This is a genomic window from Hymenobacter terrestris, from assembly GCF_013377905.1.
GTDB lineage: Bacteria > Bacteroidota > Bacteroidia > Cytophagales > Hymenobacteraceae > Hymenobacter > Hymenobacter terrestris.
Window position 1 is genome coordinate 35,988 of record NZ_JABKAV010000018.1, and the last position, 26,492, is coordinate 62,479.

At 60.1% G+C, this 26,492-nt stretch carries 26 protein-coding genes and 4 tRNA genes; 8 read left to right on the plus strand and 22 right to left on the minus strand.

Features of this window, described 5'->3' with window-relative positions:
- The first annotated feature begins 68 nt into the window (after positions 1-68).
- From HW556_RS08495 to HW556_RS08510, 4 genes are all read left to right on the plus strand, one after another.
- Positions 69-146, plus strand: a tRNA-Val gene (locus HW556_RS08495).
- A 23-nt stretch (positions 147-169) separates the two neighbouring features.
- Positions 170-244: transfer RNA gene (locus tag HW556_RS08500), tRNA-Val, on the plus strand.
- Positions 245-316: 72 nt separating this feature from the next.
- Positions 317-2,005, plus strand: coding sequence for a glycosyltransferase family 39 protein (locus HW556_RS08505; protein WP_176899599.1), 1,689 nt, complete (start codon positions 317-319; stop codon positions 2,003-2,005).
- 69 nt (positions 2,006-2,074) lie between these two features.
- Entirely contained in the window at positions 2,075-3,247 is a 1,173-nt protein-coding gene (locus HW556_RS08510) for a GNAT family N-acetyltransferase (RefSeq protein ID WP_176899600.1), read from the plus strand.
- Here HW556_RS08510 and coaE read toward each other — a convergent pair.
- The 9 genes from coaE to HW556_RS08555 form a co-directional block, all read right to left on the minus strand.
- Positions 3,237-3,845, minus strand: coding sequence for a dephospho-CoA kinase (coaE, locus tag HW556_RS08515; RefSeq protein ID WP_176899601.1), 609 nt, complete (start codon positions 3,843-3,845; stop codon positions 3,237-3,239). The genes HW556_RS08510 and coaE overlap by 11 nt on opposite strands.
- Before the next feature lie 36 nt (positions 3,846-3,881).
- Positions 3,882-5,126, minus strand: coding sequence for a hypothetical protein (locus HW556_RS08520; protein ID WP_176899602.1), 1,245 nt, complete (start codon positions 5,124-5,126; stop codon positions 3,882-3,884).
- A 585-nt stretch (positions 5,127-5,711) separates the two neighbouring features.
- Positions 5,712-6,674 carry a YbbR-like domain-containing protein gene (locus tag HW556_RS08525; RefSeq protein ID WP_176899603.1) on the minus strand — a complete coding sequence of 321 codons (963 nt, stop codon included), beginning with the start codon at positions 6,672-6,674 and terminating at the stop codon, positions 5,712-5,714.
- Between the two features lie 140 nt (positions 6,675-6,814).
- Positions 6,815-7,135, minus strand: a complete 321-nt coding sequence (gene yajC / locus HW556_RS08530; RefSeq protein ID WP_176899604.1) for a preprotein translocase subunit YajC — start codon at positions 7,133-7,135, stop codon at positions 6,815-6,817.
- Positions 7,136-7,216: 81 nt separating this feature from the next.
- A complete protein-coding gene (locus HW556_RS08535) occupies positions 7,217-7,744 on the minus strand; it encodes a DUF1573 domain-containing protein (RefSeq protein ID WP_176899605.1) in 528 nt (175 codons plus the stop codon).
- A 215-nt stretch (positions 7,745-7,959) separates the two neighbouring features.
- On the minus strand, positions 7,960-8,970 hold the full coding sequence (locus HW556_RS08540; RefSeq protein ID WP_176899606.1) for an isocitrate/isopropylmalate dehydrogenase family protein: 1,011 nt from the start codon (positions 8,968-8,970) through the stop codon (positions 7,960-7,962).
- Between the two features lie 223 nt (positions 8,971-9,193).
- The gene (locus HW556_RS08545; protein ID WP_176899607.1) at positions 9,194-9,505 is read right to left on the minus strand and encodes a YtxH domain-containing protein; all 312 of its coding nucleotides are present in this window, start codon (positions 9,503-9,505) and stop codon (positions 9,194-9,196) included.
- A 100-nt stretch (positions 9,506-9,605) separates the two neighbouring features.
- The gene (nusB, locus tag HW556_RS08550; protein ID WP_176899608.1) at positions 9,606-10,790 is read right to left on the minus strand and encodes a transcription antitermination factor NusB; all 1,185 of its coding nucleotides are present in this window, start codon (positions 10,788-10,790) and stop codon (positions 9,606-9,608) included.
- Between the two features lie 97 nt (positions 10,791-10,887).
- Positions 10,888-11,979 (minus strand): Glu/Leu/Phe/Val dehydrogenase, encoded by a 1,092-nt coding sequence (locus HW556_RS08555; RefSeq protein WP_176899609.1) that lies wholly within the window; start codon positions 11,977-11,979, stop codon positions 10,888-10,890.
- Between the two features lie 361 nt (positions 11,980-12,340).
- On the opposite strand from HW556_RS08555, the gene HW556_RS08560 reads away from it, so the two are divergent.
- The gene (locus HW556_RS08560) at positions 12,341-14,125 is read left to right on the plus strand and encodes an ABC transporter ATP-binding protein (protein ID WP_176899610.1); all 1,785 of its coding nucleotides are present in this window, start codon (positions 12,341-12,343) and stop codon (positions 14,123-14,125) included.
- Positions 14,126-14,232: 107 nt separating this feature from the next.
- On the opposite strand, the gene HW556_RS08565 is transcribed toward HW556_RS08560, so the two are convergent.
- Positions 14,233-14,628 (minus strand): T9SS type A sorting domain-containing protein, encoded by a 396-nt coding sequence (locus HW556_RS08565; protein ID WP_176899611.1) that lies wholly within the window; start codon positions 14,626-14,628, stop codon positions 14,233-14,235.
- A 278-nt stretch (positions 14,629-14,906) separates the two neighbouring features.
- Here HW556_RS08565 and HW556_RS08570 point away from each other — a divergent pair.
- Positions 14,907-14,980, plus strand: a tRNA-Pro gene (locus HW556_RS08570).
- Between the two features lie 53 nt (positions 14,981-15,033).
- Positions 15,034-15,107: transfer RNA gene (locus tag HW556_RS08575), tRNA-Pro, on the plus strand.
- A gap of 123 nt (positions 15,108-15,230) precedes the next feature.
- Here HW556_RS08575 and HW556_RS08580 read toward each other — a convergent pair.
- The 6 genes from HW556_RS08580 to HW556_RS08605 form a co-directional block, all read right to left on the minus strand.
- Positions 15,231-15,755: a hypothetical protein gene (locus HW556_RS08580; RefSeq protein WP_176899612.1), complete on the minus strand. Its 525-nt coding sequence runs from the start codon at positions 15,753-15,755 to the stop codon at positions 15,231-15,233.
- Between the two features lie 145 nt (positions 15,756-15,900).
- Complete coding sequence (locus HW556_RS08585; RefSeq protein ID WP_176899613.1) at positions 15,901-17,661, minus strand: ABC transporter ATP-binding protein; 1,761 nt, start codon at positions 17,659-17,661, stop codon at positions 15,901-15,903.
- 115 nt (positions 17,662-17,776) lie between these two features.
- Positions 17,777-18,244: a hypothetical protein gene (locus tag HW556_RS08590; RefSeq protein WP_176899614.1), complete on the minus strand. Its 468-nt coding sequence runs from the start codon at positions 18,242-18,244 to the stop codon at positions 17,777-17,779.
- Positions 18,245-18,299: 55 nt separating this feature from the next.
- Positions 18,300-19,091, minus strand: a complete 792-nt coding sequence (truA, locus tag HW556_RS08595) for a tRNA pseudouridine(38-40) synthase TruA (protein ID WP_176899615.1) — start codon at positions 19,089-19,091, stop codon at positions 18,300-18,302.
- Positions 19,092-19,237: 146 nt separating this feature from the next.
- A complete protein-coding gene (locus HW556_RS08600; protein ID WP_176899616.1) occupies positions 19,238-19,777 on the minus strand; it encodes a GNAT family N-acetyltransferase in 540 nt (179 codons plus the stop codon).
- Between the two features lie 141 nt (positions 19,778-19,918).
- The gene (locus HW556_RS08605) at positions 19,919-21,118 is read right to left on the minus strand and encodes a thiolase family protein (RefSeq protein WP_176899617.1); all 1,200 of its coding nucleotides are present in this window, start codon (positions 21,116-21,118) and stop codon (positions 19,919-19,921) included.
- Between the two features lie 90 nt (positions 21,119-21,208).
- Here HW556_RS08605 and HW556_RS08610 point away from each other — a divergent pair, with 90 nt between their 5' ends.
- Complete coding sequence (locus tag HW556_RS08610) at positions 21,209-21,691, plus strand: DUF4293 domain-containing protein (protein ID WP_176899618.1); 483 nt, start codon at positions 21,209-21,211, stop codon at positions 21,689-21,691.
- Between the two features lie 17 nt (positions 21,692-21,708).
- Here the strand turns inward: HW556_RS08610 and HW556_RS08615 are convergent, their stop codons facing one another.
- From HW556_RS08615 to fumC, 6 genes are all read right to left on the minus strand, one after another.
- Positions 21,709-22,335, minus strand: coding sequence for a thioredoxin family protein (locus HW556_RS08615; RefSeq protein ID WP_176899619.1), 627 nt, complete (start codon positions 22,333-22,335; stop codon positions 21,709-21,711).
- A gap of 156 nt (positions 22,336-22,491) precedes the next feature.
- Positions 22,492-22,995, minus strand: a complete 504-nt coding sequence (locus HW556_RS08620) for a DinB family protein (protein ID WP_176899620.1) — start codon at positions 22,993-22,995, stop codon at positions 22,492-22,494.
- A 127-nt stretch (positions 22,996-23,122) separates the two neighbouring features.
- Positions 23,123-23,596 (minus strand): DUF6970 domain-containing protein, encoded by a 474-nt coding sequence (locus tag HW556_RS18520; RefSeq protein ID WP_218136886.1) that lies wholly within the window; start codon positions 23,594-23,596, stop codon positions 23,123-23,125.
- A gap of 165 nt (positions 23,597-23,761) precedes the next feature.
- Positions 23,762-24,169 (minus strand): diacylglycerol kinase family protein, encoded by a 408-nt coding sequence (locus tag HW556_RS08630; RefSeq protein WP_176899621.1) that lies wholly within the window; start codon positions 24,167-24,169, stop codon positions 23,762-23,764.
- Entirely contained in the window at positions 24,153-24,749 is a 597-nt protein-coding gene (locus HW556_RS08635; RefSeq protein ID WP_176899622.1) for a GNAT family N-acetyltransferase, read from the minus strand. The genes HW556_RS08630 and HW556_RS08635 overlap by 17 nt, the downstream gene beginning before the upstream one ends.
- Positions 24,750-24,895: 146 nt before the next feature.
- The gene (gene fumC / locus HW556_RS08640; protein WP_176899623.1) at positions 24,896-26,293 is read right to left on the minus strand and encodes a class II fumarate hydratase; all 1,398 of its coding nucleotides are present in this window, start codon (positions 26,291-26,293) and stop codon (positions 24,896-24,898) included.
- Positions 26,294-26,492 lie beyond the last annotated feature (199 nt).

A 26,492-nucleotide genomic window follows, 5' to 3' on the forward strand; every position in this document is an offset into this window, starting at 1 on the left:
GGGAAAGTGTTGCGTTTTCAGAAATGAGCCCCCATCTTTGCCATCCCAAACAACGGGAAACGCCCATCGGGAGATTAGCTCAGCTGGTTCAGAGCATCTGCCTTACAAGCAGAGGGTCACTGGTTCGAACCCAGTATCTCCCACCATTTTTATAGTACGCTCACCCATCGGGAGATTAGCTCAGCTGGTTCAGAGCATCTGCCTTACAAGCAGAGGGTCACTGGTTCGAACCCAGTATCTCCCACACAGTAAAAGGACTGCCGGTAACGGCAGTCCTTTTTTGTTTTGGCCTAGTTTTCAGGCTTCTTTGTGCTGCATGTTCCGACCAGAAACCACGTCTGCCCCGCATGGGCTGCCATTGCTCCAGGAGCCCCAAAGCGGTCGAAAACTAGCCGAATGGCTGTTTTTTGGGTTGTTGCTGGCGCTAGGTACGCTGCTGGTCGCCGACTATGGCGTGTCGTGGGATGAAACCAACAACCACCTCAACGGCCTCGTCAACCTGAAATACCTAGCCAGCCTGCTGCCGGTGGGCGAGGGGCTGCGGCAGCACCCCACTTTCGCCAGCACCCCCGATATCCGCGACTTCTTCGATGCCCATCATGGGCCGCTGTTTGAAATGGCCGCCGTGGTGGTAAACTACCTGTTCACCGACCACGACTCCCGCTCTTACTTTCTGGTACGACACCTGATGGTGTTCGGCGTGTTTGTAGCCGGCGTATGGGCACTGTACCAATTGGCCCGGCGCTGGCTTGGCAGTTGGCGCTGGGGCCTGCTGGCGGCCGCGCTACTGGTGGCCTCGCCCCGCTTTTTTGCCGAGGCCTTCTACAATGGCAAGGACATCGTGTTTATGGCGTGCTTTACCCTGGCCATGCACACGTTGGCCCGGCTGCTGGCCCGGCCCACGCCGGGCCGGGCCCTGGTGCACGGCCTGGCAATAGCGCTGGCAGCTGGTATCCGGGTACAGGGCCTACAACTGCTGCTGTTTACCGCTTTGGGCCTGGCACTAACTGCCGTTGCGGGTCAGTACCGGCTGCAACCCGCAGCCCGGCCTGCCTATGCGCGAATAGGTGCCTTGGTGGTGGTGGCGGCGCTGGGGGGGCTTGTGAGTATCTGGCCCTATCTGTGGGTGCATTCGCTGCCGAAACTGCTCGACGTCAGTGCGCATGCCATGCATTATCCCTGGAAATTCACCAACCTGTACTGGGGGCAGTTTTACAAATCTGCCGGGGTTCCGTGGCATTACGTGCCGGTTTGGTTGCTGATAACGACGCCAGTGGGTTACTCGGTGGCAGCGGCCATGGGGCTGGGGGCGGTATGCTGGCGCTGGGGCCAGGCCCTAGCCCGGCGGGTATGGCCAGCCGGCTCAGAGCCTGCCCTCGATGCGCTAGTGGCTACCTGGCTGCTGGGTCCGATTGGGGTAGTGATACTAATGCGCGCCTCTATCTACGACGGCTGGCGGCACCTGTACTTTGTGTATCCGGCGCTGGTGCTACTGGCGGCCCGGGGCGTGCATGTGGTCTGGCGCCGTAGCGGGCAGCGGGGGCGGGGCCGGCAGCTGGCGCTGGCCGGGCTGGCCGTTTTCGGGCTCGCTACGGCCCACACGGTGTGGCGCATGGTGCGCATGCATCCGTTTCAGAACCTGTACTTCAGCTTTCTGAGCGCCCCGGCGGCCGAACGGCTGTTCGAGCGCGACTATTGGGGCCTTTCGTACCGTCGGGGGCTGGAGTGGCTGCTGGCAAACCAGCCAACCGGGCCAATACGCATCAATGCAACCGTGCCCAATTACTATCCGCTGTACAACAACAGCCTGATGCTACCTGCTACCCAGCGGCACCGTATCCAATATGTACCGCTGGCCGAAGCCGACTATTTTATGGGGGCTTACCGTTGGCATCCGCAGGCCTACCCCGATACGCTCGGCACCGAAATATATACGCTCCGGGTTGAGGGAATAAGAACACTGAGCATCTTCCGAAGGCCTCGTGCCGGAGCTGCCCGCCGGTAGCCCGCGCTTATCGGGTCAACCTCTCCCGTGCTAAACGCTAGCCGCTGACAACCAATAGCCCAGTTAATCATGCCCCTCCTCGAAGTCAATAGCCCCGCCCTTGTTCGCCAGTTTCTCGACCTGCCGGCCCGGCTCTATCAGAACCAGCCGAACTGGATTTCGCCCCTCGACCCGGATATTGAAGCCGTGTTCGACCCGGTCAAAAATGGCTTGCTTGCCCGCGGAGAGGCTATCCGTTGGGTGCTCACCAACGCGGCCGGTACGGCAGTGGGGCGGGTGGCGGCCTTCGTCAATCGTGATGCCGGGCCAGCCGACCCCACACTGCCGGTGGGCGGGATGGGCTTTTTTGAGTGTGAGGACGACCAGGCGGCGGCCAGCGAGCTGTTTGAAGCTGCCCGGCACTGGCTGGCGGCCCGCGGCATGGAGGCCATGGACGGGCCCATTAATTTTGGGGAGCGGGACCGGTTCTGGGGGCTGCTGACGGAGGGCTTTACCGAGCCCAACTACGGGATGTTCTTGCACCAGCCCTACTACCAGCAGCTGTTCGAGCGGTATGGCTTCGAGCTGTTTTTCCGGCAGTACACCTGCTACCGCGAAGTCGATATGCCCCTGCATCCGGCCTTCTACAAGGCCTTCGACAAGTATGCGCAACAGTATCCCACCTTCCGGTTCCAGCACGCCAACAAGCGCGACACTGAGAAGCTGGCCCACGATTTCCACCATGTGTACAACCTAGCCTGGGCCAACCACAGCGGCATCAATCCCATGAGCCTTGACAAGGCCCGCGAGCTGGTGAAGCAGATGCAGCCCGTGCTCGATGAGCGCCTGCTCTGGTTTGCCTATCACAACGACGAGCCGATTGCGTTCTTCGTGAGCCTGCCCGAGCTGAACCAGATTTTCAAGCACGTCAGCCGCCGGTTCGGGCTGCTGGCTAAGCTGCGCTTCCTCTGGGAAAAGCGCCAGTACATGCCGCGCCGCGATAAAAAGCTGTTTGGCGTCATCTTCGGGGTAGTGCCCGAGTGGCAGGGCCAGGGCGTCGAAAGCGCCCTGATGGTGCATGCCCGCGCCGAGTTCATGCGTGCCGGCTACCGCGAAATCGAAATGAACTGGATTGGCGACTTCAACCCCCGCATGCTGGCCCTCACGCGCTCCATTGGCGCCCGCATCTATAAAACCCACGTCACCTACCGCTACCTCTTCGACCGCGAACGACCATTCGAGCGCAGCCCGATTATCCGGTAGCTGACAGTGCCTTTACCTCTGCGTCCAGCTGCAGCACCTGCGGGATGAGCAGGTGTTCGTCGTCATTATAGATTACATAGTCGGCGCGGGCCAGCTTTTCGTCCTCGCTCAGCTGCTTGCCGATGATGGTAAGTACATCCTGGGCGCTGCGGTGGGGGTCGCGGAGTAGCACCCGCTGCTGGCGTAGGGTCTGGGGTGCGAAAACGGTGATGATCCGGTCGAGCTGCTTGTAAGCGCCTGATTCGTAGAGCAACGCGGCTTCTTTAAGCACGTAGGCGTGGCCCTCGGCATGGCGGGCCGTGGCCCAATCAGCAAAGTCGCGGCCGACGTGAGGGTGCACCAGGGCATTGAGGCGGGCCAGTTGAGCGGGGTCGGGGAAGGCGACGCGGGCCAGGTAGGCGCGGTCAAGGCGACCCTCGGCGTCGAAGGTTTCGGCGCCAAACGTTTCAGTCAGCTCTTGGCGCAGCTGCAGGTTGTGGGCCATTACCTCCTTGGCCCGGCTGTCGGAGTCGTAGAGGGGTACGCCCAGCACGGTAAACAGCCGGCCCACTATACTCTTGCCCGAGCCGATACCGCCCGTGATTCCTATTGTGAGCATCTGGCTAGCGTTTAGTAAGCGAATCGGGGTGAGGTACTACAGCGGTGCGGCCGGGGGAATTAGGCCGGCCAGCTGCCCGAAAAAGGGCATTCGGTGCTGCAGCGCAAAAGTATCGATATAGCCGCGCAGTTCCTGCTGCTCGGCTGTATCGACTGCAAAATGCAGCTCCACGAGCCATAGGTGTACCTGGTAATAATCGAGCAGCCAGCCGTGGGTATCGAGCATAAACAGCGCCCGCAGCCCCGTGGGACGGTGTACAGCTCCGCCCGTACGGTGGGCGGCTACTGCTTCAAAAGCATACAGCAGCTCGGTATACACGTTGTTTTCGAGTGCGGCCACGGCCGGAACCTCGGTCCAGGTAGCGGCCACCCATTCGCCGAGCGCCTGGTATTGTCCGGTCAGAAAAAGCGCTTCGGCTACCAGGAAATGAAACCCCGCCGGGAACAGGTTGTAGAAGGCCGGCAAAGCGCCCGGGGCAGCCACCGGGCGGGCGGCGTGGGCAGCGGCCTGCTGCCGTAGCCGGTTGAGCAACGCGGCTGGGGGCGTCTGTTGCGGCGCATCGTGGTGGGCGGCTACCAACTCGGCAAAAGCCCGGCGGCCGTGCGGAAACGCATGGCAGTTGGCGGGCACGGGCAGATCCAGCAACTGCGCCAGCCGCTGTTGCCAGGCCGGCTCGTCCTGGGCCAGAAACTCGCCCAGAAACAGCGCGCAATGCCCGAAAAGTTGGGCTTCGGGCGTGAATTTGTGCTGCAGATATGTGTGCACTACCTGGCCGTAGGCTCCGTTCAGATAAGCCAAATCCACGAACGATTCAACGTAGTACTCCTGCCCGGCCGGGTGGGCGGCCAGCCGCAGCGCCAGCGCCGGGGCCGGTGCTGTAGGCGTGGACGGCCGCGTGATGCGGCCCAGGAAATAGCCCAGCAGCAGGCGCTCGGGGTATGCCAGCTGCTGCATGGCCAGCAGCTCCGGAATGTCGGTTAGGTGGCTGGCTTCGACTTTCGCCTGTTGGCGCAACGCCTGCCCAAAGGCCGCAAAATCGGCGTGACCAGCATAGTGCGCCAATGTATCGAGCGTGTGCAGGTGGTAGCCGCCTTCTTTCTCCACGAGGCCGAAAAACCGGCGCAGCGTACTCGGGCTCAAACGCCGCCCGCCCGTAGCCGGTGCCTGGCGCAGCTCTTCCTCAAGGGCGTCGCAATGGCTGGGGTAACGCAGCAGCTGCCCAAAGCGGGTAGCCACAGCGGCCTGCAAAGCAGCATGAACGGGTGGGGATAAGCGGGGCACGGAAGAGCAGAGGGTGTTGAAATCCTGAAGAAAAAGAAATTTTTGGCCTTTGTGAATATGCGACTATAGGTTGAATTTCGTACTCGGCAAATAGGAAGAAGCTGGCCAACCTCTTCTGCTGTTACCTTCTCCAAAGCTGTAAGAAAGCTTTTCCAATGTGTAGCGCAAAGTGAAATCCGGCTCTGTTGACCGTAATCAGTGCTTATATGAAATGCCCCTATTGCGCCCGGAAAAATACGTATTTCGAGAACACCTGTTCACATTGTGGGACTCGAAACCACGATAACAGCAGTGTTTTAGGTGGTTCCTTAAACGCCTCTCCTCCCGATAAGCAAGTGAAGTCGCCAACCAAGTCTAGAAAGCCCTTTTTCAGCTGAATTCAGCAGTAGGCGGAAGATAAACTCAGCTTTTTAATCTTAAGACACCAGCATAAAAGCTTATTTATACATAGATAGTAGTGAGTGCTATATACCAATAAGGCCCCGCACAGGAGCACTGGTTGACAAACAGCCGGTGTTACCTCTGCGGGGCTTTGGCGTTTGCGAAAATGACGGTTTTTATGCGGCTCTGGTTACCAGATGAAGCCTACTGACTTGTCACCCGCACGCCGCGCGTAAGCACCAGATAGCCTCGTACCTGGGGTGGCTTACGCGACAGAAAGGGGCGCAATACTGAATCGGTGGGGTTGGCAAACTGGCCGTAGTGCAGCTGTACCCGCAACTGGTCGGGGCGGAAGGCCGCTGTGTCTTCGGGGAAGAACTGTAGCCGCACCCGTACCGTAGCCGGCGTAAAACGGAAGCGGCGGCCGGCGGGCGCGTCGAGCAGTTCGGGCACCACATCAACGGGCAGCGTTACTACGGGCCGGCGCACGAGGCGCACGCGCACATCGGTTACATCCGACTGTACCTGGTCGGGGCCGCCAATGGGCACCTGCACGTCGCCCTGGGTGGAACCGGCCGGAGCCTGGGGCAGGTGCAAGGGATAGGGGTCGGGCAGGGAGTTGACTTTGCTGGCGGGGCCGGTGAAGGTAACGGCATCGGGCTTGAAGCGGGCTTCGTAGGGCAGTGCGGCCCCATCGGTGGCCGGGCTCAGGGCCAGCGGCAGGCGGCGGCTTACCAGCCGATCGAGGTCAACCCACAACGTATCCGAAACCAGGTAGTTGAGCTGCAACCCGTCCATGGCCTGCTGCAGGGCCGGGCGCAGGTTGCCGGCCGTGAGGTAGCGGGTGGTCGGGTCGCGCAACACTATTTCGGCGGGGCGCACCTCCAGCGGCAGCTGGCCCCGCAGCAGCTTCCAGCCCCGGCCGGTTACGTTCACGGCTACTTCGTTGGGTAGCGGCTGCACCGGCACAAAGCGCGCATCGTCGTAGCGGCATACCAGCGGATAGCTGATGCGGGTGGTGTAGGTTTTGTTGAGCGCGTTGAGCAGCCAGAAAGTGCTGGCCACCAGAAAGCACGCCAGTACGGCCCGCCAATAGCTGCGCTCCTGCCCGAAAAACGGGCTCACGAACCAGCGGAGCAGACGAATACTGGGGCGGGCAGACGACACAGGAAATCAGCTGAAAAGGGTGAAGAACGCGGCGCAAACTGGTTCAGAAGCCAAAATTCCGGCCTCCGGTTGCACCCGAAGCCGGAATTCCGGAATCCACAAGATACTACAAGCGCCGAATTGGCGCCTCGCTGCAGGGGCTACTCGGCTGCTACGGTGGTTTTGCTGGCTACTTCGCGGGCAATGGCCGCACGGTCGAAGCGCAGGCGTACCGCCTTGTCAACTTCCACCGTCACCGATTCTTCGCTCAGGTCCACGATTTTGCCGTGCAGTCCGCCAATAGTTACCACATGGGAACCCTTGGCTAGGCTGGCCCGGAAGTTTTTGGCGGTAGCCGCGCGCTTCTGCTGGGGCCGGATCATGAAAAAGTACACCACCCCGGCCATGGCTACCAAGGGCAGGTATTGGATAAGACCTCCGGCACCGGCGGCGGGGGCTTGCAGCAAAAGAGAAGCGAACATAAGTGGGTGTTTCAGCAGGAGAGAAGCAGAATGGGCAATGCTAGGGGAACAGGCGTTACCGAATACTCCCCCAACGCTGGCTTACTGCCGGTAAGGACCGTTCTGGCCGTCGGGCAGGATGTTGGTCTTGATGACCACTTTGTTGATGCTGGGCTGGGTGTTGGCCTGAATAGCCACTTCCTTGTTCTGCATCCCCGTTTTGCCGTGGGCGTCAAACTGCACGTCAATCGTGCCCTTTCCACCGGGGGCAATTGGCTCCTTGGTCCAGTTGGGCGTGGTGCAACCACAGGCGGCCGTGGCGTTTTCAATAATGAGCGGCGACTTACCAGTGTTGGTAAACTCGAAAGTGGTCTTTACTATCGCATTCGGCTGGATGTCACCGAAGTCGTGGTCAACCTTGGCGAAGGTCATCACCGGCGCGTTGGGATTGGGCGCCTCTGTTTCCGAGCTCACATTGGGATTGTCGATGAGCGGAGCAGCCGTAGCAGCGTTGGCATCGGCAGCGGCGGCATTCATGCCCTCGGTGCCCACCTCGCTGGGGTTGTTGTTGCAGGCGCCCAGCAGCAGCGCGCCGGAAAGCAGCAGAGAAGAAAGCAGTGTACGTTTCATAGGGAACTGAAAGTCAAAATGAGAAGCCGGTATGCGGCTTCCGAAAGACAAATATAAGTAAGGTTGAGTTGCAGTAAGAAATGAAGCCACACAGTAGCCCTACCATTCCGAAGGAGCAGAGGCCTAGGTTAAGCCGTTGAGCAGCAACGCTAAAACGGCTTAATCCGGCCTCCTTCTTAGCTGGAACGACAGGGCTACTATCTCACCTTTCGCACTTACTTGCCCAGGTTACCGATAATGGCCTGGGTGAACTCGCTGGTGGAGGCCGAGCCACCCAGGTCGCCGGTGCACTTGCTCTTGTCCAGAAGCGTCAGGTGCAGGGCTTTCTCGATCTGGTCGGCCTTGGCATGCTCGCCGATGTGGTGGAGCATCATCAGGGCTGAGCGCAGTAAGGCGGTAGGGTTTGCCTTGCCCTGGCCGGCAATGTCGGGAGCCGAGCCGTGGACGGCCTCAAAAATGGCCATATCGTCGCCGATGTTGGCACCGGCCACCACGCCTAAGCCGCCTACCAAACCAGCGCACAGGTCGGAAAGGATGTCGCCGAACAGGTTGGTGGTCACAATCACGTCGAACTGCTCGGGCCGGATAACCAGCTGCATGCACATGTTGTCGATGATTTTCTCCTCATACTGAATCTGCGGAAACTCGCGGGCCGCTTCCTGGGCCGCGTCGAGCATCACCTTGCCCGCTACCTTCAGAATGTTGGCCTTGTGGGCCATGGTTACCTTTTTGCGGCCGTGCTTGGCGGCGTAGGCAAATGCGGCGCGGCAAATGCGGCGCGCACCAACCACCGTGTTGCGGGCTATCGAGTCGGCAATACCGTTGTGCTCATCATACATTTCGAGGCCCGAGTACAGCCCTTCGGTATTCTCGCGAAACAGCACTAGGTCGATGCCCGAGTCGGCGTAGCGCGAGGCAATACCTGGGGTGGTTTTAGACGGGCGTACGTTCTGGTAGAGATTGTACTTCTGGCGCAGCGTTACGTTGATGCTGCGGAAACCCTTGCCTACGGGCGTAGTAATAGGGCCCTTCAGGCCTACCCGATTTTTCTCCAGCGAATCGAGCAGGGCCTGCGGAATCAGCTCGCCCGAAGCGTCAAAGGTCGTCTGGCCCGCGTTCTGCTCCTCCCACTGCACCGGAACCTCGGCGGCGGCAAAAATATCGGTTACTGCTTTTGTGATTTCGGGACCAATACCGTCGCCGGGGATAAGGGTGATGAGTTGCATTACGTTGAAGAGTTGATGGTTTGAAGAGCGGCCCGGCCGCTCGGGGAAGCATGACCGGGAACGTTTCCGTAAAGGTACCGATACCGAAGCGGAGCGGGCAACGAAAAGTGCCGAAGCCCCGACAGTTGCGTCAGTTCTCCGGCACTTTTGTGCATATAATCAGCAAAAAAAGCAGAAAGCACCCGCAACATTGTGCCGGCTACCCGGCGCGTGGTGGGGCTGTTTACAGCGTTTTGCGCGAGTTGATCTGTTCGATGAGCTGGTCGACGTCGCCCAACAGCTGTTCGGCCTTGCTCTTGGCATCCTGAATTACGCGCTGGCCCTCACTTTTGGCCGAGCTGGGCCCTTGGTCGGAGCGGCTCGTTACAAGATTCTCGGTGAGGTCGGCCAGGGTTTCGCGGTACTTTTCGAGCTGGTAGCTGAGCCAGCTACGAGTCTCACGTCCCTTTTCGGGGGCATACAACAGGCCAACTACGGCCCCGGTGAGGGCGCCGCCGGCAAAGCACAGAATACCAGTGGTGGTTTTGCTACTCATGGGAAAGGTGAGTACGGAGAGGTGAGAGATAGAGTATTAGCCCTAAGTACGGGAACGGACGGGTAGTAGTTGGAAGAACGTTCCTCCAACTACATCACGGCTACTGGTTGTCCAGCAAGCCGCGGCCCGACTTGCGGATGGCACCGCTGGCCGTCAGGTCCTGGGCCAGCTTGTCGAGGATGCCATTGACGAACTGCTTGCTTTTAGGCGTGCTGTAGTTCTTGCTGATTTCGATGTACTCGTTGATGGTCACCTTCACCGGAATAGCCCGGAACAGGTGCATCTCGCAAAGCGCCATTTTCAGCAGGATCTTGTCCGTCAGGGCTACGCGGTCCACGTCCCAGTTCTGCGACGAGTCGGCGATGAGTTGCTCGTACTGCGCGTCGTCGGCCAGCGTCTGCTGGTAAAGGCTCTCGGCAAACTCCTTGTCTTCGGTCCAGTTAGCCGACAGCGACATAAGCACCATGTTCTCGTCGGCCGCCTCATCGAGCATCTTCACCGTTTTGATAACCAGGTTTTTCACTACCGAGCGGTTTTCCTCCCAGTTCTGGTCGTCCTCCTCAATGTACTCGGGCAGGGCCGTGCCCTTAAACACGAACTCCTTGTAGAGGTGCTTGAGCATTTCCTGGTCTTCGGCGTAGCTGCCGGCCGGAGCGGCCAGGTAGCTCAGCAGCTCGGGATCCTGCTTCATCTCATTGCGCCAAGCCGCCCGCAGCGCATCCAGCTCAGGCTGGCCGTGCCACTTTTGGTTGCGCCGAATAGTCAGGTCCTGCAGCTGCAGATTCTCCATCAGTTTGCTGATGGCCTGGTTCTCCGAGAGCCGGGTGGTGTCGAGTAACGGCTCCGGGGAGGCCGTCAGCCGCCGCGAGTCGCGCCCACGCTCTTGCTCCAGAATCTGCAGCAGCACCTCCGGAATATTGAGCAGGTGCAGGTACTGGTCGTGTATGGCTTCAGCTCCGCTCACCAGTTGGCCGGCGTAGTAGGTTTTATCCTTGGCTACGGCCTTTTGGTAGAACTTGATGGCCTCCTGCACCGCGTCGTTTACGTCAGCATCGTCGGTCGGCTCCGGGGTTTCGCCCGACTTATGCCACTCCTTGAAAATAACCTCGCCCATCTTGCGCTGGCCTTGCAGCAGCTTGCGGTCGGGGGCTTCAGCCGCCGTCAGGTCGGGCACGAAGGCTTCCGCAATCCGCTCAAGAGCCAAAGAATAATCGGACCCGACGGCCTGATGGTAGGCGTACAGGGCCTGCATGACCTTGATGCGGAGCGTGCGACGGTTGAGCATTTGGTAGAAGTGGTTTAGCGCTTGGTGGTTAGTGCGTAGTACTTAGGCTGTTCTATTGAATCCTCGGCACTTTGCAAAAATCACCAAGCGCTAAAAATTAATAGGTTGATTTTACCTTGCCGACGGCGGCGATGCGCTCTTCGGCCTGGCGGGTGGCGGCGGCCTGCGGGTGGCTGCCTTCCTGCTCGGCCTTTGCCAGCACCTGCGTAGTGATGTCGTAGATTTTCTCGGTCTGGATGAGGGCCGCCTCGCGGTTGCCGCCCACTACTTCCGAATACACGTTGATGAGGCCACCGGCATTGATGAGGAAGTCGGGAGCGTACACGATACCACGCTTCACCAGAGCTGGTCCGTCGATGTTTTCATCGGCGAGCTGGTTGTTGGCGCATCCGGCCACTACCTGGCACTTCAGGCGCGGAATAGTGTCGGAGTTGAGCGTGGCACCCAGCGCGCAGGGCGAGTAGATGTCCACGTCCTGGTCGTAGATGTCGTTGAGGCCGACCATCTGGGCACCGAAACGGTTGGCCGCGTCGAGGGCCCGGTCTTCGTAGTAGTCGCTCACGATGAGTTGAGCGCCTTCTTTCTGCAGATATTCCAGCAGGTAGGTGCCCACGTGGCCCATGCCCTGCACGGCAATGCGCTTGCCGGCCAGCGAGTCGGAGCCGAAGGCGCGCTTGGCGGCGGCTTTCATGCCCATGTAGGTACCGTAGGCCGTTACGGGCGACGGGTCACCGGAACCACCCATGCTCTCGGGCAGGCCCGAAACGTGCTTGGTTTCCATCCGGATGAACTCCATGTCGCGGGTGGTCATGTTTACATCTTCGGCCGTGATGTACTTGCCGTTGAGGTTCTGCACGAAGCGGCCGAATTTGCGCAGCAGCGCCTCGGTTTTCATCGTAGCGGCGTCGCCGATGATGACTGCCTTGCCACCGCCCAGGTTCAGGCCCGAAATAGCTGCCTTGTAAGTCATGCCGCGGCTCAGGCGCAGCACATCGTTCAGGGCCTCGGCATCCGAAGCATAGTGCCACATGCGGGTGCCGCCGAGGGCGGGGCCGAGTACGGTGTTGTGAATGCCGATGATGGCTTTCAGACCCGTTTCGTGGTCGTGGCAGTACACTACCTGCTCGTGCTGGAACTCGGCAATCTGCCCGAAAACGGAGGCCTCGGTTACTATTTGCGTTTCAACCATAACGTGGGGGAGATGGAAAATGGGTGGGTGGGAAGGGGAGGATTGGCGTACCTTCGCGGTGGTGGCGGCCCGCTGCCAGCGCCCGGCAGTCGTTAAACGATGGGGAATGGCCTTCGGCTGTTTCCTCTTCGCTCAATGAACGCCCCGCGCGGCTCGGCCCGATGCCCCCGCAATTCGGGTGCAAAAGTACGCCGATTTGCGGGAGTTTAGAAGTTGGCCGGCCGAGAAGTTAAGAAGGGCCTGGCACGTAGCCCAACGGTAAGCTGGCGCGGCCACTGCCCCGGATTCAGCCAGTGAAACCCTTTTCGCCGTTTTTAACTTTCTACCTTCCTATACTATACCACTTCCCAACTTTTCGCTGGTGCCCGCACTTTACGCAACCAACAAATACCTGCTGCGCTACAAATGGCACTTCCTCGGAGGCGTGCTGTTCGTGGCCCTGAGTACGCTGCTGGCCATCTTTCCGGCCCAAATCGTGCGCTACGCCTTCGATCTGGTAGGCGAGGGTATTGACTTGTATCACCTGTATGGCGGCACCCGGGCCCAAACGCAGGTCTACGAGCTGTTTGGGCGCAACGTGCTGCTCTACGCGCTCCTGATTCTGCTGATGGCGCTGCTACGGGGCATCTTCCTGTTCTTCATGCGCCAGACGCTGATTGTGATGAGCCGGCTGGTGGAAAACGATCAGAAAAACGAAATCTACCAGCACTACCAGAGCCTGCCGCTGAGCTTCTACCGCCGCCACAGCACCGGCGACCTGATGTCGCGCATTTCCGAGGATGTAGGCCGGGTGCGCATGTACATCGGGCCGGCCATCATGTATTTTATGCAGCTCGTGCTGCTGTTCGTGCTCATCGTGCCGCTCATGCTCATGGTGAACGTGAAGCTGACGCTCTACACGCTGCTGCCGTTGCCGGTGCTGAGCATCAGTATTTTCTACGTCAACAACATCATCCAGCGCAAGTCCGACGAAATCCAACGCTCGTTGTCGGGCATGACGACCTTTGTGCAGGAGGCGTTTTCGGGTATCCGGGTCATCAAGTCGTTCGTGCGCGAGCAAGACTCGCACCGGCAGTTCACGGCGGCCTCCAACGAGTACAAGGAAAAGTCGCTGAGCCTGAACTTCGTCAACTCGCTGTTTTTTCCGCTGATTCTGTTTCTGGTGGGCCTGAGCACGATTATTACCGTGTGGGTGGGCGGCCAGGAAGTTATCCGGGGCACGATTACCACCGGTAGTATTGCCGAGTTTCTGATTTACGTGAACCTGCTTACCTGGCCCGTTACGGCCCTGGGCTGGACTTCCTCGCTGGTGCAGCGCGCCGAGGCCTCCCAGGCGCGCATCAACGAGTTCATGGATCAGAAGACCGACATCGTTTCGCGCCAGCACATCGAACTGGATATTAAAGGCGAAATCAACTTCGACCATGTGTCGTTTACTTACCCCGATACCGGCATCCAGGCCCTGCGCGACGTGTCGTTCCGCATCCGGCCGGGCCAGACGCTGGCCGTTATCGGTAACACCGGCTCGGGCAAAAGCACCGTGGCAGCCCTGCTCTCACGCCTATATGATGTAACTGAAGGCAGCATCAGCGTCGATGGCGTGGATGTGCGTGACCTGGCCCTCACTTCGCTCCGGAGCCAGATCGGCTACGTACCGCAGGATGTGTTCCTGTTCTCTGATTCCATCCGCAACAACATCAACTTCGGCCTCGACGAGCCTGACGAAGCCCGCATGCTGCAGGCCGCCCGCGACGCCAACGTTTACAACAACATCATCGACTTCCCCCAGGGCTTCGATACCAAGCTCGGCGAACGGGGCATTACGCTTTCGGGCGGGCAGAAACAGCGCGTCAGCATTGCCCGGGCCCTGGTAAAGGAGCCCAAAATCCTGATTCTGGACGACGCCCTCTCGGCCGTAGATACCGACACCGAAAATGCTATTCTGGGGGCGCTGCAGCGTATTATGCATAACCGCACCAGCCTCATTATCAGCCACCGTGTGAGCTCGGTAAAGCTGGCCGATGAAATCCTGGTGCTCGACGACGGACACATTGTGCAGCACGGCACCCACGAAGCCCTTATGCGCGACGAACAGGGCCTCTACCGCGCCCTCTACGAGCGGCAGCTTCAGAGCGAGGAGGCGTAGGTTCTGTAAGTCAAAGTGAAAAGGTCAAAAGTAAAAGCTGTCGAACGAGCCACATGGCAACATTCAACGGCTTTTACTTTTGACCTTTTCTTGTTGACTTCTAAAAGCTACTGCCCCAGAATCACGCGTTTCATGCCGCGCCGTTCGCCGGCCACGCATTTCACGATGTAGGCGCCGCGGGGCAGGTTGGCCACGCTGAGCACCACCGCCGACTCGCCGGCCAGCAACACGTCGCGGGTGATGACGGGACGTCCATCGGCGCCGTTGACCTCGATGCGGGTGGGACCCGTGGCGTCGGTATGTACGGTTAGGGCATTGGTAATAGGATTGTGATTAAGCCGCAGCTTCAGCGCTTCGTTGTGAGCCGCTGGCGTCTCCGTGTTGCTGGTAATCAGGGCTGGGGGAGCTGTGGCTACGGTGGTAGCGGCCGGGGCCTGGGCCCGCGCTATGGTGCCAACTGCCAGCAACGCCAGCAGGCAAACCAGGAAAGTAGAGGTTTTCATAGACGTGCTGAAAAAACAAGGTTCAATACGAGTAGGGAAGATACGATGAACACCCCTGCTACTGGTTTTACCGACCTAAAAGTAAGCCGCTTCTACCGGACAAGAAGCGCGCCAAATCAACTTTTTTGGCGGTCCTTTCTTCTTCAACAGGAGACAACCGGCACGCAAACAGTTGCATATGGTATTCTGCCGGCAAATAGCCTGCTGAGGTGCAAGAAAAACCGCCGGGTTGCTTGCGTTTTACCGTTTGGGTGGCGTACATTTGCATCATCATTCATCGGGGTGTAGCGTAGCCTGGTATCGCGCCAGCATGGGGTGCTGGAGGTCGTAGGTTCGAATCCTGCCACTCCGACGACGAATGTTTTTCGATTAAGCCTCCGGGAACCCCACCCGGAGGCTTTTTTTCGGGGTGTAGCGTAGCCCGGTATCGCGCCTGCTTTGGGAGCAGGAGGCCGCAGGTTCGAATCCTGCCACCCCGACCTCACAGTACCCTCTCTTTCAAACTGCCCGCTGAACTTTGGTTCGGCGGGCAGTTTGGCGTTTAGGGATTAGCGGCGCGAAAAATAGCAGCTAATAGCTGTCAGCTAACAGCTTAAAAAAACCTACTTCACCACCGCGAAAACTTCCGGGTCGCCTTGGTCGGGGAAACGCTCCAGATACACGTGCGCCAACGACAGCTTCTGGGCTTCGGCGGCGGCCGTGATGCCGGAGTAGAGCTTGTCGGGGGCTACGAGGTAGCTGGCCTGGATGCGGGCGTGCAGCACGCGCTGGCCGGCTGGGAAGACGCGGTAGGAGTAGCCCTTGGGCAGCGGCTGGCTGGTGGTGTCGGCCACGAGTACGCCCACAAACACGCGGGCCGAGTCGCGGGTGCTTTCGGGACTGTTGTAGAAGATGTTACCGAAGTCGCCGCGCAGCTTGCCCGATTTGCGCACGTTGTAAGCCTCCCGGGTCAGGTCGCCAAAGGCCTCGTCGTTGGCTGGGCCGGCGTAGTAGCGGCCGGCTACAAAGTAGGGCTGGGTGGTGGTTTCGAGCGTAACGGTAGCGGCCTTGAAGCCGCCCATCTGCCAGTACACCACCGAAAAGCCAACAATCAGCAGCAAAGCAAGGGCAAGTAGAATTCGATTCATGGAACAAATAAGATAAAATGCTGTCGAAAAGAACGTCATGCAGAGCGTAGCGAAGTATCTCGCGTGCTGGCGTTGAATCACTTTGGCAGCGTCTGCGCGCGAGATGCTTCGCTGCGCTCTGCATGACGTTCTGATAGGCTCAAAACTACGCGTACTGCATCTGGTAAAGGTTGGCGTAGAAGCCTTGGTGGCGCAGCAACTCCTCGTGGGTGCCCGACTCCTTGATTTCGCCCTTGTCAAGCACGATAATCTGGTCGGCTTTCTGGATGGTGCTCAGGCGGTGGGCAATCACGAGGCTGGTGCGGCCCTGCATGAGTTTCTCAATGGCCTGCTGAATCAGCTCCTCGGTTTCCGAATCGACCGACGAAGTGGCCTCATCGAGAATGATGATGCGCGGCTGGTACACCATGGCCCGCACGAAGCTGATAAGTTGGCGCTGGCCCACCGAAAGCGTGGCCCCGCGCTCCATCACGGCGTAATCGAGGGCGCCGGGCAGCCGCTCGATAAAGCGGCGGGCGCCCACCAAGTCAGCCGCTTCCCAGATTTGGGCGTCGGTGATGTCGGTTTTGCCCAGCGTGATGTTGTCGCGGATGGTGCCGGCGAACAGAAACACGTCCTGGAGTACCACACCGATGTGGCGGCGAAGGTCTTTGAGGTCGTAGTCGCGCAGGTCGTGGCCATCGATATTGATGGTCCCTTTGTTGATTTCGTAGAAGCGGCTCAGCAGGTTGATAATGCTGGTTTTGCCGGCCCCGGTGGCTCCCACAAAGGCGTAGGTCTGGCCCGCTTTGATGTCGAAATTCACGTCGCGCAACACCCAGTCCTCGTCGTTGTAGGCAAACCAGACGTGCTCGAACTGCACGTCGCCGCGTAGCTGCTCAGGAGCATAGGTCCCATTGTCGGCCATCAGTTCCTTGCTGTCGAGTAGCTTGAGCAGGCGCTCAGTGCTCACCAGGCCCAGCTGCAGTGTGTTAAAACGGTCGGCAATCTGGCGGATGGGCCGGAAGAACAGGGCGTTGTACATGATAAAGGCGATAAGCGCGCCCTTGGAAATTGTGCCCTCAATCTGGCCTTGGGCAGCGTACCACACCAGCAGGCCTACACCGGCGGCGGCTAGCACCTCGGCCACCGGGAAGTAGATGCTGTAGTAGAGCACCGAGCGGATATTGGCGCGGGTGTGCTCCTGGTTGATGGCCTCGAACTTGCGTTGCTCGCGGGCCTCGTTATTGAAAATCTGCACCACGTTCATACCCGTCAGGTGCTCCTGCACGAAGGAGTTGAGGCTGGAAACGGCCGTGCGCACCTCCTGGAACGACTGCTTGATTTTCTCCTTGAAGACGTAAGTACTAATGAGCAGCGGCGGAATCACCGACAAGCTAATCAGCGTCAGCCGCCAGTCGATGTAGAACATGAAGCTCACGATGAACACGAGCTGCAGAATGTCGCCAATCATGGCCGCCAAACCCTCGCTGAACACGTCCGACAGCGTTTCGACATCGGAAATATTGCGCGTGACGAGCTGGCCAATGGGCGTGCGGTCGAAGAACTTGAGGCGCAGGTCGAGGATGTGCTGGTAGAGGTCGACGCGGATGTCGCGCACGATGTACTGGCCCAGCCAGCCGCCGAAATAGGTTTGCAGGTAGCTAACGATGGCGTGGCCCACCAGCAGCACCAGCAGCAGCCCGAACATCTTGTTCAGGCCCGCCACATCGCCCTGCTCGATGCTCACATCGACCATCTGCTGAATCAGGAAGGGCCGCAGCGTGCCCAGCGCGGCCGTGGCAACGGTGAGGAAAATCAGGAAATAAAATACGCGCCGGTAAGGGCGCACGTACTTCATCAGCCGGCGCAGCACCTGCCAGTCGAATACGTTGCCGGTTTTGGTGGCGGGTTTAGCTTGCTCCATTGGGTTTCTAAAGGAATGCAAAGGTAACTCTAGAAAGGAGCTAGAAGTTAGAAGCCAGGAGTTGAAAGTGGACGTTATTAAGATTATAATGCGCTTAGAGCAGGAATGAAAAATCTTACGGACTCACCTTGGGGTATTGTATCTGCCCATTAACAGCCATCAACAAAATTTCTTCCGGAGTTAATTCTGGCGTGAGAACAACGGGCTTCTGCAATAGGGTAGACACCTGCAGCAAATAATGCATAAGCGTGTTATGCCCCTCAATAGTGTGAATTTCCTTTGGCGCTATATCATTGTCCAACTCATCTTCTATAAAGAAAAAGCAGTTAACAATACAGCCGCCGACATTGATTGAAGCACGTGCATATTGCTCAGAAAGGCCGTCCCACACAGCAAAAACATTGGCTATATCAATTGCGGTTTCTGTTTTATCTGTATCGTAATACTTGTATTCCACCGAATATTCTGAATTTACCAGTTTAGCCCATTTAGCCCAGTCATCCCGGTTTGTATTAAAAACAAAAATATCCCGCAACGAACCATCACGATAATAAACAGTCCTAGCTAAGTGCTCCCAATTCATATAAGAAACGCCTGAGATGATATAATCAAGATGTTAGGAATATAAACACCGAATTTCACACCCCCTTAAAATACGGCACTCCCGCCGGCAGCACCGCCGCATCCACCAACTCGGCCGGGTACTCTACGCGGCATAGGAACAGACCACCGGCCAGGGCCGCGCCGCTGGCGTGCACCCGGCTCAGGCTCCGGAAAATCTCGCCGAACTGCGCCGGACTCAGCTTACCGCGGCCCACGCTCAGCAGCGTGCCCACTACCAGTCGCACCATGCCGCGCACGAAACGGTTGGCCCGGATGCGGAACACCAGCCCGCCCGGCTCCTCGTGCCAGCCGGCCTCGAAACAGGTGCAGTTGTAGTGCTTTTCGGCGCCTTTCACCTTGGAAAAGCTGGTGAAATCGTGAGTGCCGACCAGTAGGGCCGCGGCCTCATTCATGGCGGCCAGGTCGGGGGCACGGTCGAGGTAGAGGCTGAAGCGGGTGGCGAATGGGTCGGGCAGCAGGCGCACGTGGTACTCGTAGGTGCGGGCCCGGGCCGCAAAGCGGGCGTGGGCGTTGGCCGGCACCGGGTGCAGCACCTGCCCCCGAATGCCGGTGGGCAGCGCCCGGTTTAGGCGGTAGAGCAGCGTGGGCAAATCGAGGGTGTCGGGCAGGTCGGCATCGAAGTGGGCCACCTGGTGGCTGGCATGCACGCCCGAATCGGTGCGGCCGCTGCCCAGGCAGTACACCGGCTGGCGCAGCACCTGGCTCAGGCAGCGGTCCAACTCCTGCTGCACCGTCGTCACCCGCGGCTGAATCTGCCAGCCGTGGTACTCAGTGCCGTCGTAGGCTAGGTGCAGGAAGTAGCGCATGTTTTTGAGCTGTTAGCCATTAGCTGAGGGCTGTTAGCTTGTAGCGCGAAGCTCCAGCTTCGCGTTTCGTTGAACGGAATCGTAGCAAAGTCAGCAGCGAAACGCGAAGCTGGAGCTTCGCGCTACAAGCTAACAGCTCAAGGACGCTATACCACCAGCGCGTAGAGCAACGAATCCAGGGTTTGGTCATCCTTTACTACGCTGCGGCGCATGCGGCCTTCGAGCTCGTAGCCGGCCTTTTCGAGCACCCGGGCTGAGGCGGGGTTGTTGGCGAATACTACCGCGTAGAGCCGGCAGACGTCGAAATGGGCCAGCACGTAGGCCGAGGTGGTGCGCACGACGGCCGTGGCCAGCCCCCGGCCCCAGCAGGCGGGCGTGAGCCAATATCCGATTTCGGCTGAGCGGCGGCGCACATCGGTTTTGAAGTGGACGCCAACGCTGCCCACCGGCTCGCCATCTACCTCAATGGCCAGAAACAGGTCGCGGGTGCTGTCGGCCACCAGACACAGGAAAAACTCCGCGTCGCCGGCCGAGTAGGGAAACGGAAACGTGTCGCGCATGTGGCGCGCTACCCGGTCGTCGTTGGCGTGGCGGGCCAGGGCCGGCGCATCGGCAAACGTCCAGGGCCGCAGCCGGGCCCCGGCTAAGGGCAGTTCCAGCGTCGGGTTCAGCAGCGGGTCGGGCATGAATGAAGTCTACTATCGGCTGTAGCGCGAAACTCCGGCTTCGCGTATCGTTGAACGATTACACGCGGCGCGGCAGTCAGAAATGATAGGCGAAGCCGGAGCTTAGTTTCACTGTGCTGCGGTTCGCGCTACAGCTCGTACCTACATCTTCTCGTAAATAATAGCCGCGCCCTGGCCGACGCCCACGCACATGGTAGCCAGGCCGTAGCGCACATTGTCGCGGCGCTGCATTTCGTGCAGTAGCGTGGCCGTTATGCGGGTGCCACTGGCTCCCAGCGGGTGGCCGATGGCAATGGAGCCGCCATTCACGTTCACTTTGGCCGGGTCGATACCTAGCTCGCGCATGGAGGCCAGGGCCTGGGCGGCAAAGGCTTCGTTGAGTTCGAACAGGTCGATGTCGTCGATGCTGAGGCCGGCGCGCTCCAGCACCTTACGGGTAGCCGATATCGGCCCGATGCCCATGTAGGCGGGGTCGACGCCGGTAACGGCCGAGGCCACTACCCGGGCCATGGGCTTGAGGCCATACTTCTCCAAAGCAGTTTCACTTACCAGGAGCAGGGCGGCGGCCCCGTCGTTGATGCCGGCCGAGTTGCCGGCCGTTACGCTGCCGTCTACCTGGAAGGCGGGCCGTAGCGTAGCCAGCTTTTCGAGGGTAGAGAGGCGCGGGTGCTCATCCTGATCGAAGAGGGCCGCATGGCCCTTAGGATTCGCAATGAATACGGGCACGATTTCGCGGCGGAAGCGGCCCTTCTCGAAGGCGCGCTGGTACTTGCGCTGCGAGTCGAAGGCGAACTGGTCCTGGTCGGCGCGGCTCACGTTGTACTGGCGGGCTACGTTTTCGGCCGTTTCGCCCATGGCGTAAGGGTGGTGCAGCTTCGAGAGCTTGGGGTTGACGAAGCGCCAGCCCAGCGTGGTGTCGTGGGCCGTAAAGTCGCGGTCGAAGGCCGTCGTCGATTTGGCCATTACGAAGGGCGCGCGGGTCATGCTTTCGGTGCCGCCGGCCAGGTAAACGTCGCCCTCGCCGGCCCGGATGGCGCGCGAGGCGTCCATGATGCTCTGCAGGCCCGAGGCGCACAGGCGGTTGACGGTATTGCCGGGCACCGTAACGGGCAAGCCAGCCAGCAGCGCAGCCATACGGGCCACGTTGCGGTTGTCTTCGCCAGCCTGGTTGGCAGCCCCCAGAATCACGTCTTCAACGGCGCTGGGGTCGAGGGTGGGGTTGCGGCGGAGCAGCTCACGCAGGACGTGGGCGGCCATATCGTCGGGGCGGACGCTGCTGAGCGCCCCGCCAAATTTGCCAATGGGAGTGCGGACGGCGTCCACGATATAGGCGGTAGGCATGGAGAGGAATCCTGTTTTTCTGGTCGCAGTTGGCTACTTTTGTCGTCCCGCAGGGGCGTTTTTAGTCAGCCGAACAGTCAATCCACAAAGATGATACAAAGAATCCAAAGCGTATTTCTGCTGCTGCTGGCCCTGTCCATGCTCAGCGTACTGGTGGTGCCCATCTGGACTAAAACCGACCCTGCCAGCCAGGGAACGGCCCTGCTAACGGCCTTTACGCTCAGTTTCGCCAGCGCCGCGCCGGGCGGCAGCACCCTCGGCGCAACCAATACCTGGGCCATTGCGGCACTGGCCGGGGCTTCGGCGGCCGTGGCGTTGCTATCCATCTTCCAGTTCCGCAACCGCTTCAACCAGCTCAAGCTGGGCATGCTCAACTTCCTGCTGATTGTGGGCACCATCGCCGCCAACTTTTACTACTCCAGCCAGGGCGAGCAGCTGCTTAACATCAAGCTTATCGGCACTTATGAGGCCGGGTTCTACCTGCCCACGCTGGCCCTGATGCTTAACCTGCTGGCCAGCCGCTTCATCCGCCGCGACGAGCGGCTGGTTCGCAGCATGGACCGGCTGCGGTAGCAGTTTGCAGTAGCCTTTTACAGGCCCCGTACCAATGCCAGCAGCTCCTGCTGAATTGCGCGGGTTTTATCCTGGGCATACCAGCCGTGCAGTTTTTCGGCAAATTCTTCGTGAGTAGCACCGGCCGCCTTGGTTTCCAGGAACAAATCCTGGGCTTCGGCGGGGCGCGGGCCCCAGTTGGCTACCTCGGTACGGGTGTCGGCGTGCAGCACCAGCAGCTTCGGGATGGCCCGGCCGCCGTTGGTGAGGTAGCGGTCCATCAGGTCCAGGTTTTCATCGCGCAGCAAGTAGTACGTCCTGATTCGGCCATTACTGGCCTGGGCCATTTTTTCGAGTACGGGCACAATCTGGGCCGCGTCGCCGCACCAGCCTTCGGTGATAATAACCCAGGCATACTCCTGCGTCAGGGCCTCCAGGGTCTTCTGCAGCTCGGGCAGCAGTTCCGCTTTCTTGTCGAGGCGCTGCATGCGCTGGATGTTGAGCTTGGCGTAATCCGTCAGTTCGGGCGACTGCGTCTCGCCGGTGGTCTGTCCCTGGGCCATCAGCTCATCGATTCGCTGGCGGTACTGGGCGTAGGAGAGGGCCGTAGCGAGGCGCTCGGCGCTGAGCACGGGCGGCTGGGCCGGAATAGGCGGGTTGGTCATGGAAAGGGGAAGGGATGGAAACGGTAGAGCGGCAGCGGCAGCCACACGCGCTTTCTTCCTAACAAACGCAAAACCCTTTCGGTTGGCTGCCCGAGCCGTCCGAAAGGGTTTCGCGTTTGCTCACTGCCCGATACGCGTAAGCAGCTTTCGGCCGGGCTACAGGCTGGGCACGTCGGCCGCCGCAGCCTTAGCCGACAGTTCGCGGCAGTAAGTGATGAAGTCGGTGTTGATGGGCTCAAGGCCGGCGGCGCGCAGCTCCTTGGCCACCTGGCCGCGGTGGTAGTTGCCGTGAATGGGCATGTGCGTCAGAATATCGGAAACCTGACTGGTGAAACCGTCGCCGGCCGAGTTGGTGTACGTAATGAGGCGGTTCAGTTCCGCATCGTCGGCCTGCTGGCAGTACTGATGGAAGCGCTCCGACGTTTGCTCGTGCCAGTGGTGCAGGCCGGCCAAATCGTGCTCCTGCCACACTTTTACGGGGCTGGCCGTGTTGGTGAGGCGACCGAGCCAGATGGCCTGGGCGTTGAGTGCGTGACTGTAGATGCGCATTCCGCCTGCGGGCAATGTGGCGCCCTGGGCTACGAGGCTATCAAGGTGGCCGAGCAGGGTGTTGTTGGCCCACACGTTATATGCGCCAAGCTTTTCAATGGTGTTAATCATTTTACTGAAAATGAAATGGGAGACGGGAGCGGTGCGACCCGACCGCGCGTAACGAAAGAGAAATGGGAAGGACACAAAACTACATTATCTCGCTTCCCCCGTTGCCTTCCGTATTTCTACAGAAAAACTACCGTGGGTCTTTCCAGACGAGCTTCTCTTCGGTTCGGGCTTTGGTAAAATCGGGGCATTGGCCGTCGCCCTTCCCCGTCAGGCCGCCGTCGGGGTGGCAGAGCAGCTTGCCATCGGCGGCGTACAGGTTGCTGAACTGGTCGCAGCAGCCGGCCGTTTCGTAGTATGCCGTAGCGCCGTTGTACTGGTAGCTATAGATCTGGATGGGCGGATTGGCCTTTTTTGCCTCAAAATGCGCCTTAATTTTCTCTTCGAGCCAGGCCGGGCGCTTGGCCGTGCTGAAGGTGGGCTCGGGGTTGGGCGTGGGCTCGATGGTGTTGGCGCTGGTGGGCGCGGGCGTCGATACCCCGTTGGCGTTGCCCGACTGTGGCGGGTCGGTGGGCGTGGTAAGGGCTATGCCGCGCTGGCAGGCCGTGGTAGTGGTAAACAGCGCCGCCGCCAGGCCGGCCGTCAGCAGAAAAGAAGTTCGCATACAGGCAGTGGGTGGCGGAAAAACGGCCCTTGCCAGCAATTGCCGGAAAGCCGCCGTGCGCCCCAGCCATGGTACGAAGCCCCGCCGTAGTTCGTTGGCTGGAGCTATAATCCGGGAGGGACCGTCATTCTTTGCTGCGCGCTGAATGACGGTCCCTCCCGGCGCCTAAAAGAAATACGGCCCGAACACCAGCAGGCCTACCACCAGCGCGGCCAGGGCCATTACCAGCACGGCACCGGCGGCCACATCCTTGGCGCGGCCCGCCAACGGGTGGTACTCCGGCGACACCAGGTTGACGACTGCCTCGATAGCCGTATTCAGCAACTCGGCGCACCACACCGCGCCCACACTCAGGGCCACGGCCACCCATTCCCAGCGCGCCAGGCCGCAGTACAGCCCCAGCCCCAATACAGCGGCCGTGGCAACGGCATGGAACCAGAGGTGCACCTCGGTGCGCAATGCCGCCCCCACACCTCGGAAGGCATGGCCGAAGCTGGCCATCCGGCGCTGCAGCAGCGTGGCGCGGGACCCGGAGCCGGCAGCGGGTGGGGGCCGCTTAGGTGCGGTCGTCATCGGTCTGGCGGAACACGCGCGCCCGCAGCTCTTCCCAGTCAGGGCGGATAACGCTGAAAATCACCGTGTCGCGCCGCACGCCGCCCTGGGTGTAGCGGTGGCTGCGCAGCGTGCCTTCCTCGGTGGCCCCCAACCGGCGCATTGCCTCGCGCGACTTGGTGTTGCGGGCGTCGGTTTCCAGCTCAACCCGCTCGCAGCCCAGCACATCGAACGCGTAGCGCAGCAGCAGGTATTTGCAGGCCCGGTTCAGGCCGGTGCGCTGAAACTCGGTGCCCAGCCAGGTGTACCCGATACTAATGCGCGCTTCCTCGGCACTTACGTTGTAAAAGCTGGTGCTGCCAGCGGCCAGTCCGGTTTGCTTATCAATAATGAGCAACGGATAGCGCAGGCCCCGCTCGCGGCCGTCCAGGGCCTGGGCAATATAGGCGGCCAGCCCAATGGCGTCGTCGGCGCGGGTCAGGGTGTAGGCCCATAACTCGGGGTCGGCGGCCACGGACAGTAGGGCCTCGTAGTCGGCCGTTGTGAGGGGCCGCAGTTGGGCCCGCTCGTTTTCGAGGATGATGTTCTGAGAGAAATCCATAGCAGAATCAATTTACGGATATTGGTAAAGATGCCCGGAAAAAAAGTAAGCCGCCACCCCGGGCGGGACAGCGGCTCACGAGCGAATAACCGGAACGTCATTCAGGATGCAGCGAAGAATGACGTTCTTATACCAGGCGCTAAAACCTACATGCCCACCATTTCCTCGGGTTTCATCCAGGCGTCGAAATCTTCGGCGGTGATGTAGCCGAGCTGGATGGCGGTTTCCTTCAAGGTCGAGCCGTTTTTGTGGGCCGTCTGGGCAATTTCGGCGGCTTTGTAGTAGCCGATGTGCGGGTTGAGGGCCGTTACCAGCATCAGGCTGCTGTCTACGTGCTTCTTGATGTTGGCCTTGATGGGCTCGATGCCCGCGGCGCACTTGTCGTTGAAGCTCACGCAGGCGTCGCCGATGAGGCGGGCCGAGTGCAGGAAGTTGTAAATCATCATCGGCTTGAACACGTTCAGCTCGAAGTGGCCGTTCATGCCGCCAATGTTGATGGCCACGTCGTTGCCCATTACCTGGGCGGCCACCATCGTGAGGGCCTCGCACTGGGTGGGGTTCACTTTGCCGGGCATGATGCTGGAGCCGGGCTCGTTGTCGGGAATGTGCAGCTCGCCGATGCCGGCGCGCGGGCCCGAAGCCAGCAGGCGGATGTCGTTGCCAATTTTCATCAGCGAAGCGGCCACCGTCTTCAGCGCGCCGTGCGACTCCAGAATGGCGTCGTGGGCGGCCAGGGCCTCAAACTTGTTTTCGGCCGTGATGAAGGGCAGGCCGGTGAGCTGGGCAATGTGCCGGGCTACGTTTTCGGAGTAGCCGGCGGGCGTGTTGATGCCGGTGCCCACGGCCGTGCCGCCCAGGGCCAGCTCGCTCAGGTGGGCCAGCGTGTGCTTGATGGCGCGCAGGCCGTGGTCGAGTTGGCTTACGTAGCCCGAAAACTCCTGGCCCACGGTCAGCGGGGTGGCGTCCATCAGGTGCGTGCGGCCGATTTTTACCACGTGCATAAACTCCTCGCTCTTGGCGCGCAGCGTGTCGCGCAGCTTTTCGAGGCCCGGGATGGTGGTTTCCATCAGCATCTTGTAGGCCGCAATGTGCATGGCCGTCGGGAAGGTGTCGTTGCTGCTCTGGCTTTTGTTTACGTCGTCGTTGGGGGCCAGCACCTTCTTTTCGTCGGCGAGGCTGCCGCCTTGCAGCACGTGGCCCCGGTAGGCAATTACCTCGTTCACGTTCATGTTGCTCTGGGTGCCCGAGCCGGTCTGCCACACCACCAGCGGGAACTGGTCGTCGAGCTTGCCTTCGAGAATCTCGTCGGCCACGCGGCCAATCAGCGCGGCCTTATCGGCATCGAGTATGCCGGCTTCCTGGTTGGTGAGGGCGGCGGCTTTCTTGAGGTAGGCAAAGGCACGGATGATTTCCTTGGGCATCCGGTTGATGTCCTGGGCAATCTGGAAATTGTCGATGCTGCGCTGGGTCTGGGCGCCGTAGTAGGCGTCGGCCGGCACCTGCACGGTGCCCATCGTGTCTTTTTCCTGGCGGAACTGGGTCATAATCAGCAGTAGAAAGGTAGTTGATGAAGGGAAACCCCGGTGGTAAAAGTACGCAGCCCGCCGCGAGCCGCCTACACGGACTCCCAAAACCGGTTCGTCCGCAGCAGGAGCGGCCTTTCCGGGCCACTATTCGTCCGCCGAGCCACTGGCCCCGTAGAACCGAGCAGTTGTTCGTTTTTCTACCCTTTTAACTCTCGTT

Excerpts from the sequence above, each read along its gene's own strand:
- HW556_RS08510 (WP_176899600.1), top strand. The coding sequence starts at position 2,075 with ATGCCCCTCCTCGAAGTCAATAGCCCCGCCCTTGTTCGCCAGTTTCTC.
- HW556_RS08590 (WP_176899614.1), bottom strand. The coding sequence starts at position 18,244 with ATGAATTGGGAGCACTTAGCTAGGACTGTTTATTATCGTGATGGTTCG.
- HW556_RS08635 (WP_176899622.1), bottom strand. The coding sequence starts at position 24,749 with ATGGATTTCTCTCAGAACATCATCCTCGAAAACGAGCGGGCCCAACTG.
- HW556_RS08600 (WP_176899616.1), bottom strand. The coding sequence starts at position 19,777 with ATGCCCGACCCGCTGCTGAACCCGACGCTGGAACTGCCCTTAGCCGGG.
- HW556_RS08580 (WP_176899612.1), bottom strand. The coding sequence starts at position 15,755 with ATGAATCGAATTCTACTTGCCCTTGCTTTGCTGCTGATTGTTGGCTTT.
- yajC (WP_176899604.1), bottom strand. The coding sequence starts at position 7,135 with ATGTTCGCTTCTCTTTTGCTGCAAGCCCCCGCCGCCGGTGCCGGAGGT.
- HW556_RS08605 (WP_176899617.1), bottom strand. The coding sequence starts at position 21,118 with ATGCCTACCGCCTATATCGTGGACGCCGTCCGCACTCCCATTGGCAAA.
- HW556_RS08565 (WP_176899611.1), bottom strand. The coding sequence starts at position 14,628 with ATGAAAACCTCTACTTTCCTGGTTTGCCTGCTGGCGTTGCTGGCAGTT.
- HW556_RS08615 (WP_176899619.1), bottom strand. The coding sequence starts at position 22,335 with ATGACCAACCCGCCTATTCCGGCCCAGCCGCCCGTGCTCAGCGCCGAG.
- HW556_RS08610 (WP_176899618.1), top strand. The coding sequence starts at position 21,209 with ATGATACAAAGAATCCAAAGCGTATTTCTGCTGCTGCTGGCCCTGTCC.
- HW556_RS08555 (WP_176899609.1), bottom strand. The coding sequence starts at position 11,979 with ATGGTTGAAACGCAAATAGTAACCGAGGCCTCCGTTTTCGGGCAGATT.
- truA (WP_176899615.1), bottom strand. The coding sequence starts at position 19,091 with ATGCGCTACTTCCTGCACCTAGCCTACGACGGCACTGAGTACCACGGC.
- HW556_RS08620 (WP_176899620.1), bottom strand. The coding sequence starts at position 22,995 with ATGATTAACACCATTGAAAAGCTTGGCGCATATAACGTGTGGGCCAAC.
- HW556_RS08505 (WP_176899599.1), top strand. The coding sequence starts at position 317 with ATGTTCCGACCAGAAACCACGTCTGCCCCGCATGGGCTGCCATTGCTC.
- HW556_RS08535 (WP_176899605.1), bottom strand. The coding sequence starts at position 7,744 with ATGAAACGTACACTGCTTTCTTCTCTGCTGCTTTCCGGCGCGCTGCTG.
- coaE (WP_176899601.1), bottom strand. The coding sequence starts at position 3,845 with ATGCTCACAATAGGAATCACGGGCGGTATCGGCTCGGGCAAGAGTATA.
- fumC (WP_176899623.1), bottom strand. The coding sequence starts at position 26,293 with ATGACCCAGTTCCGCCAGGAAAAAGACACGATGGGCACCGTGCAGGTG.
- HW556_RS08630 (WP_176899621.1), bottom strand. The coding sequence starts at position 24,169 with ATGACGACCGCACCTAAGCGGCCCCCACCCGCTGCCGGCTCCGGGTCC.
- HW556_RS08545 (WP_176899607.1), bottom strand. The coding sequence starts at position 9,505 with ATGAGTAGCAAAACCACCACTGGTATTCTGTGCTTTGCCGGCGGCGCC.
- nusB (WP_176899608.1), bottom strand. The coding sequence starts at position 10,790 with ATGCTCAACCGTCGCACGCTCCGCATCAAGGTCATGCAGGCCCTGTAC.
- HW556_RS08540 (WP_176899606.1), bottom strand. The coding sequence starts at position 8,970 with ATGCAACTCATCACCCTTATCCCCGGCGACGGTATTGGTCCCGAAATC.
- HW556_RS08585 (WP_176899613.1), bottom strand. The coding sequence starts at position 17,661 with ATGGAGCAAGCTAAACCCGCCACCAAAACCGGCAACGTATTCGACTGG.
- HW556_RS18520 (WP_218136886.1), bottom strand. The coding sequence starts at position 23,596 with ATGCGAACTTCTTTTCTGCTGACGGCCGGCCTGGCGGCGGCGCTGTTT.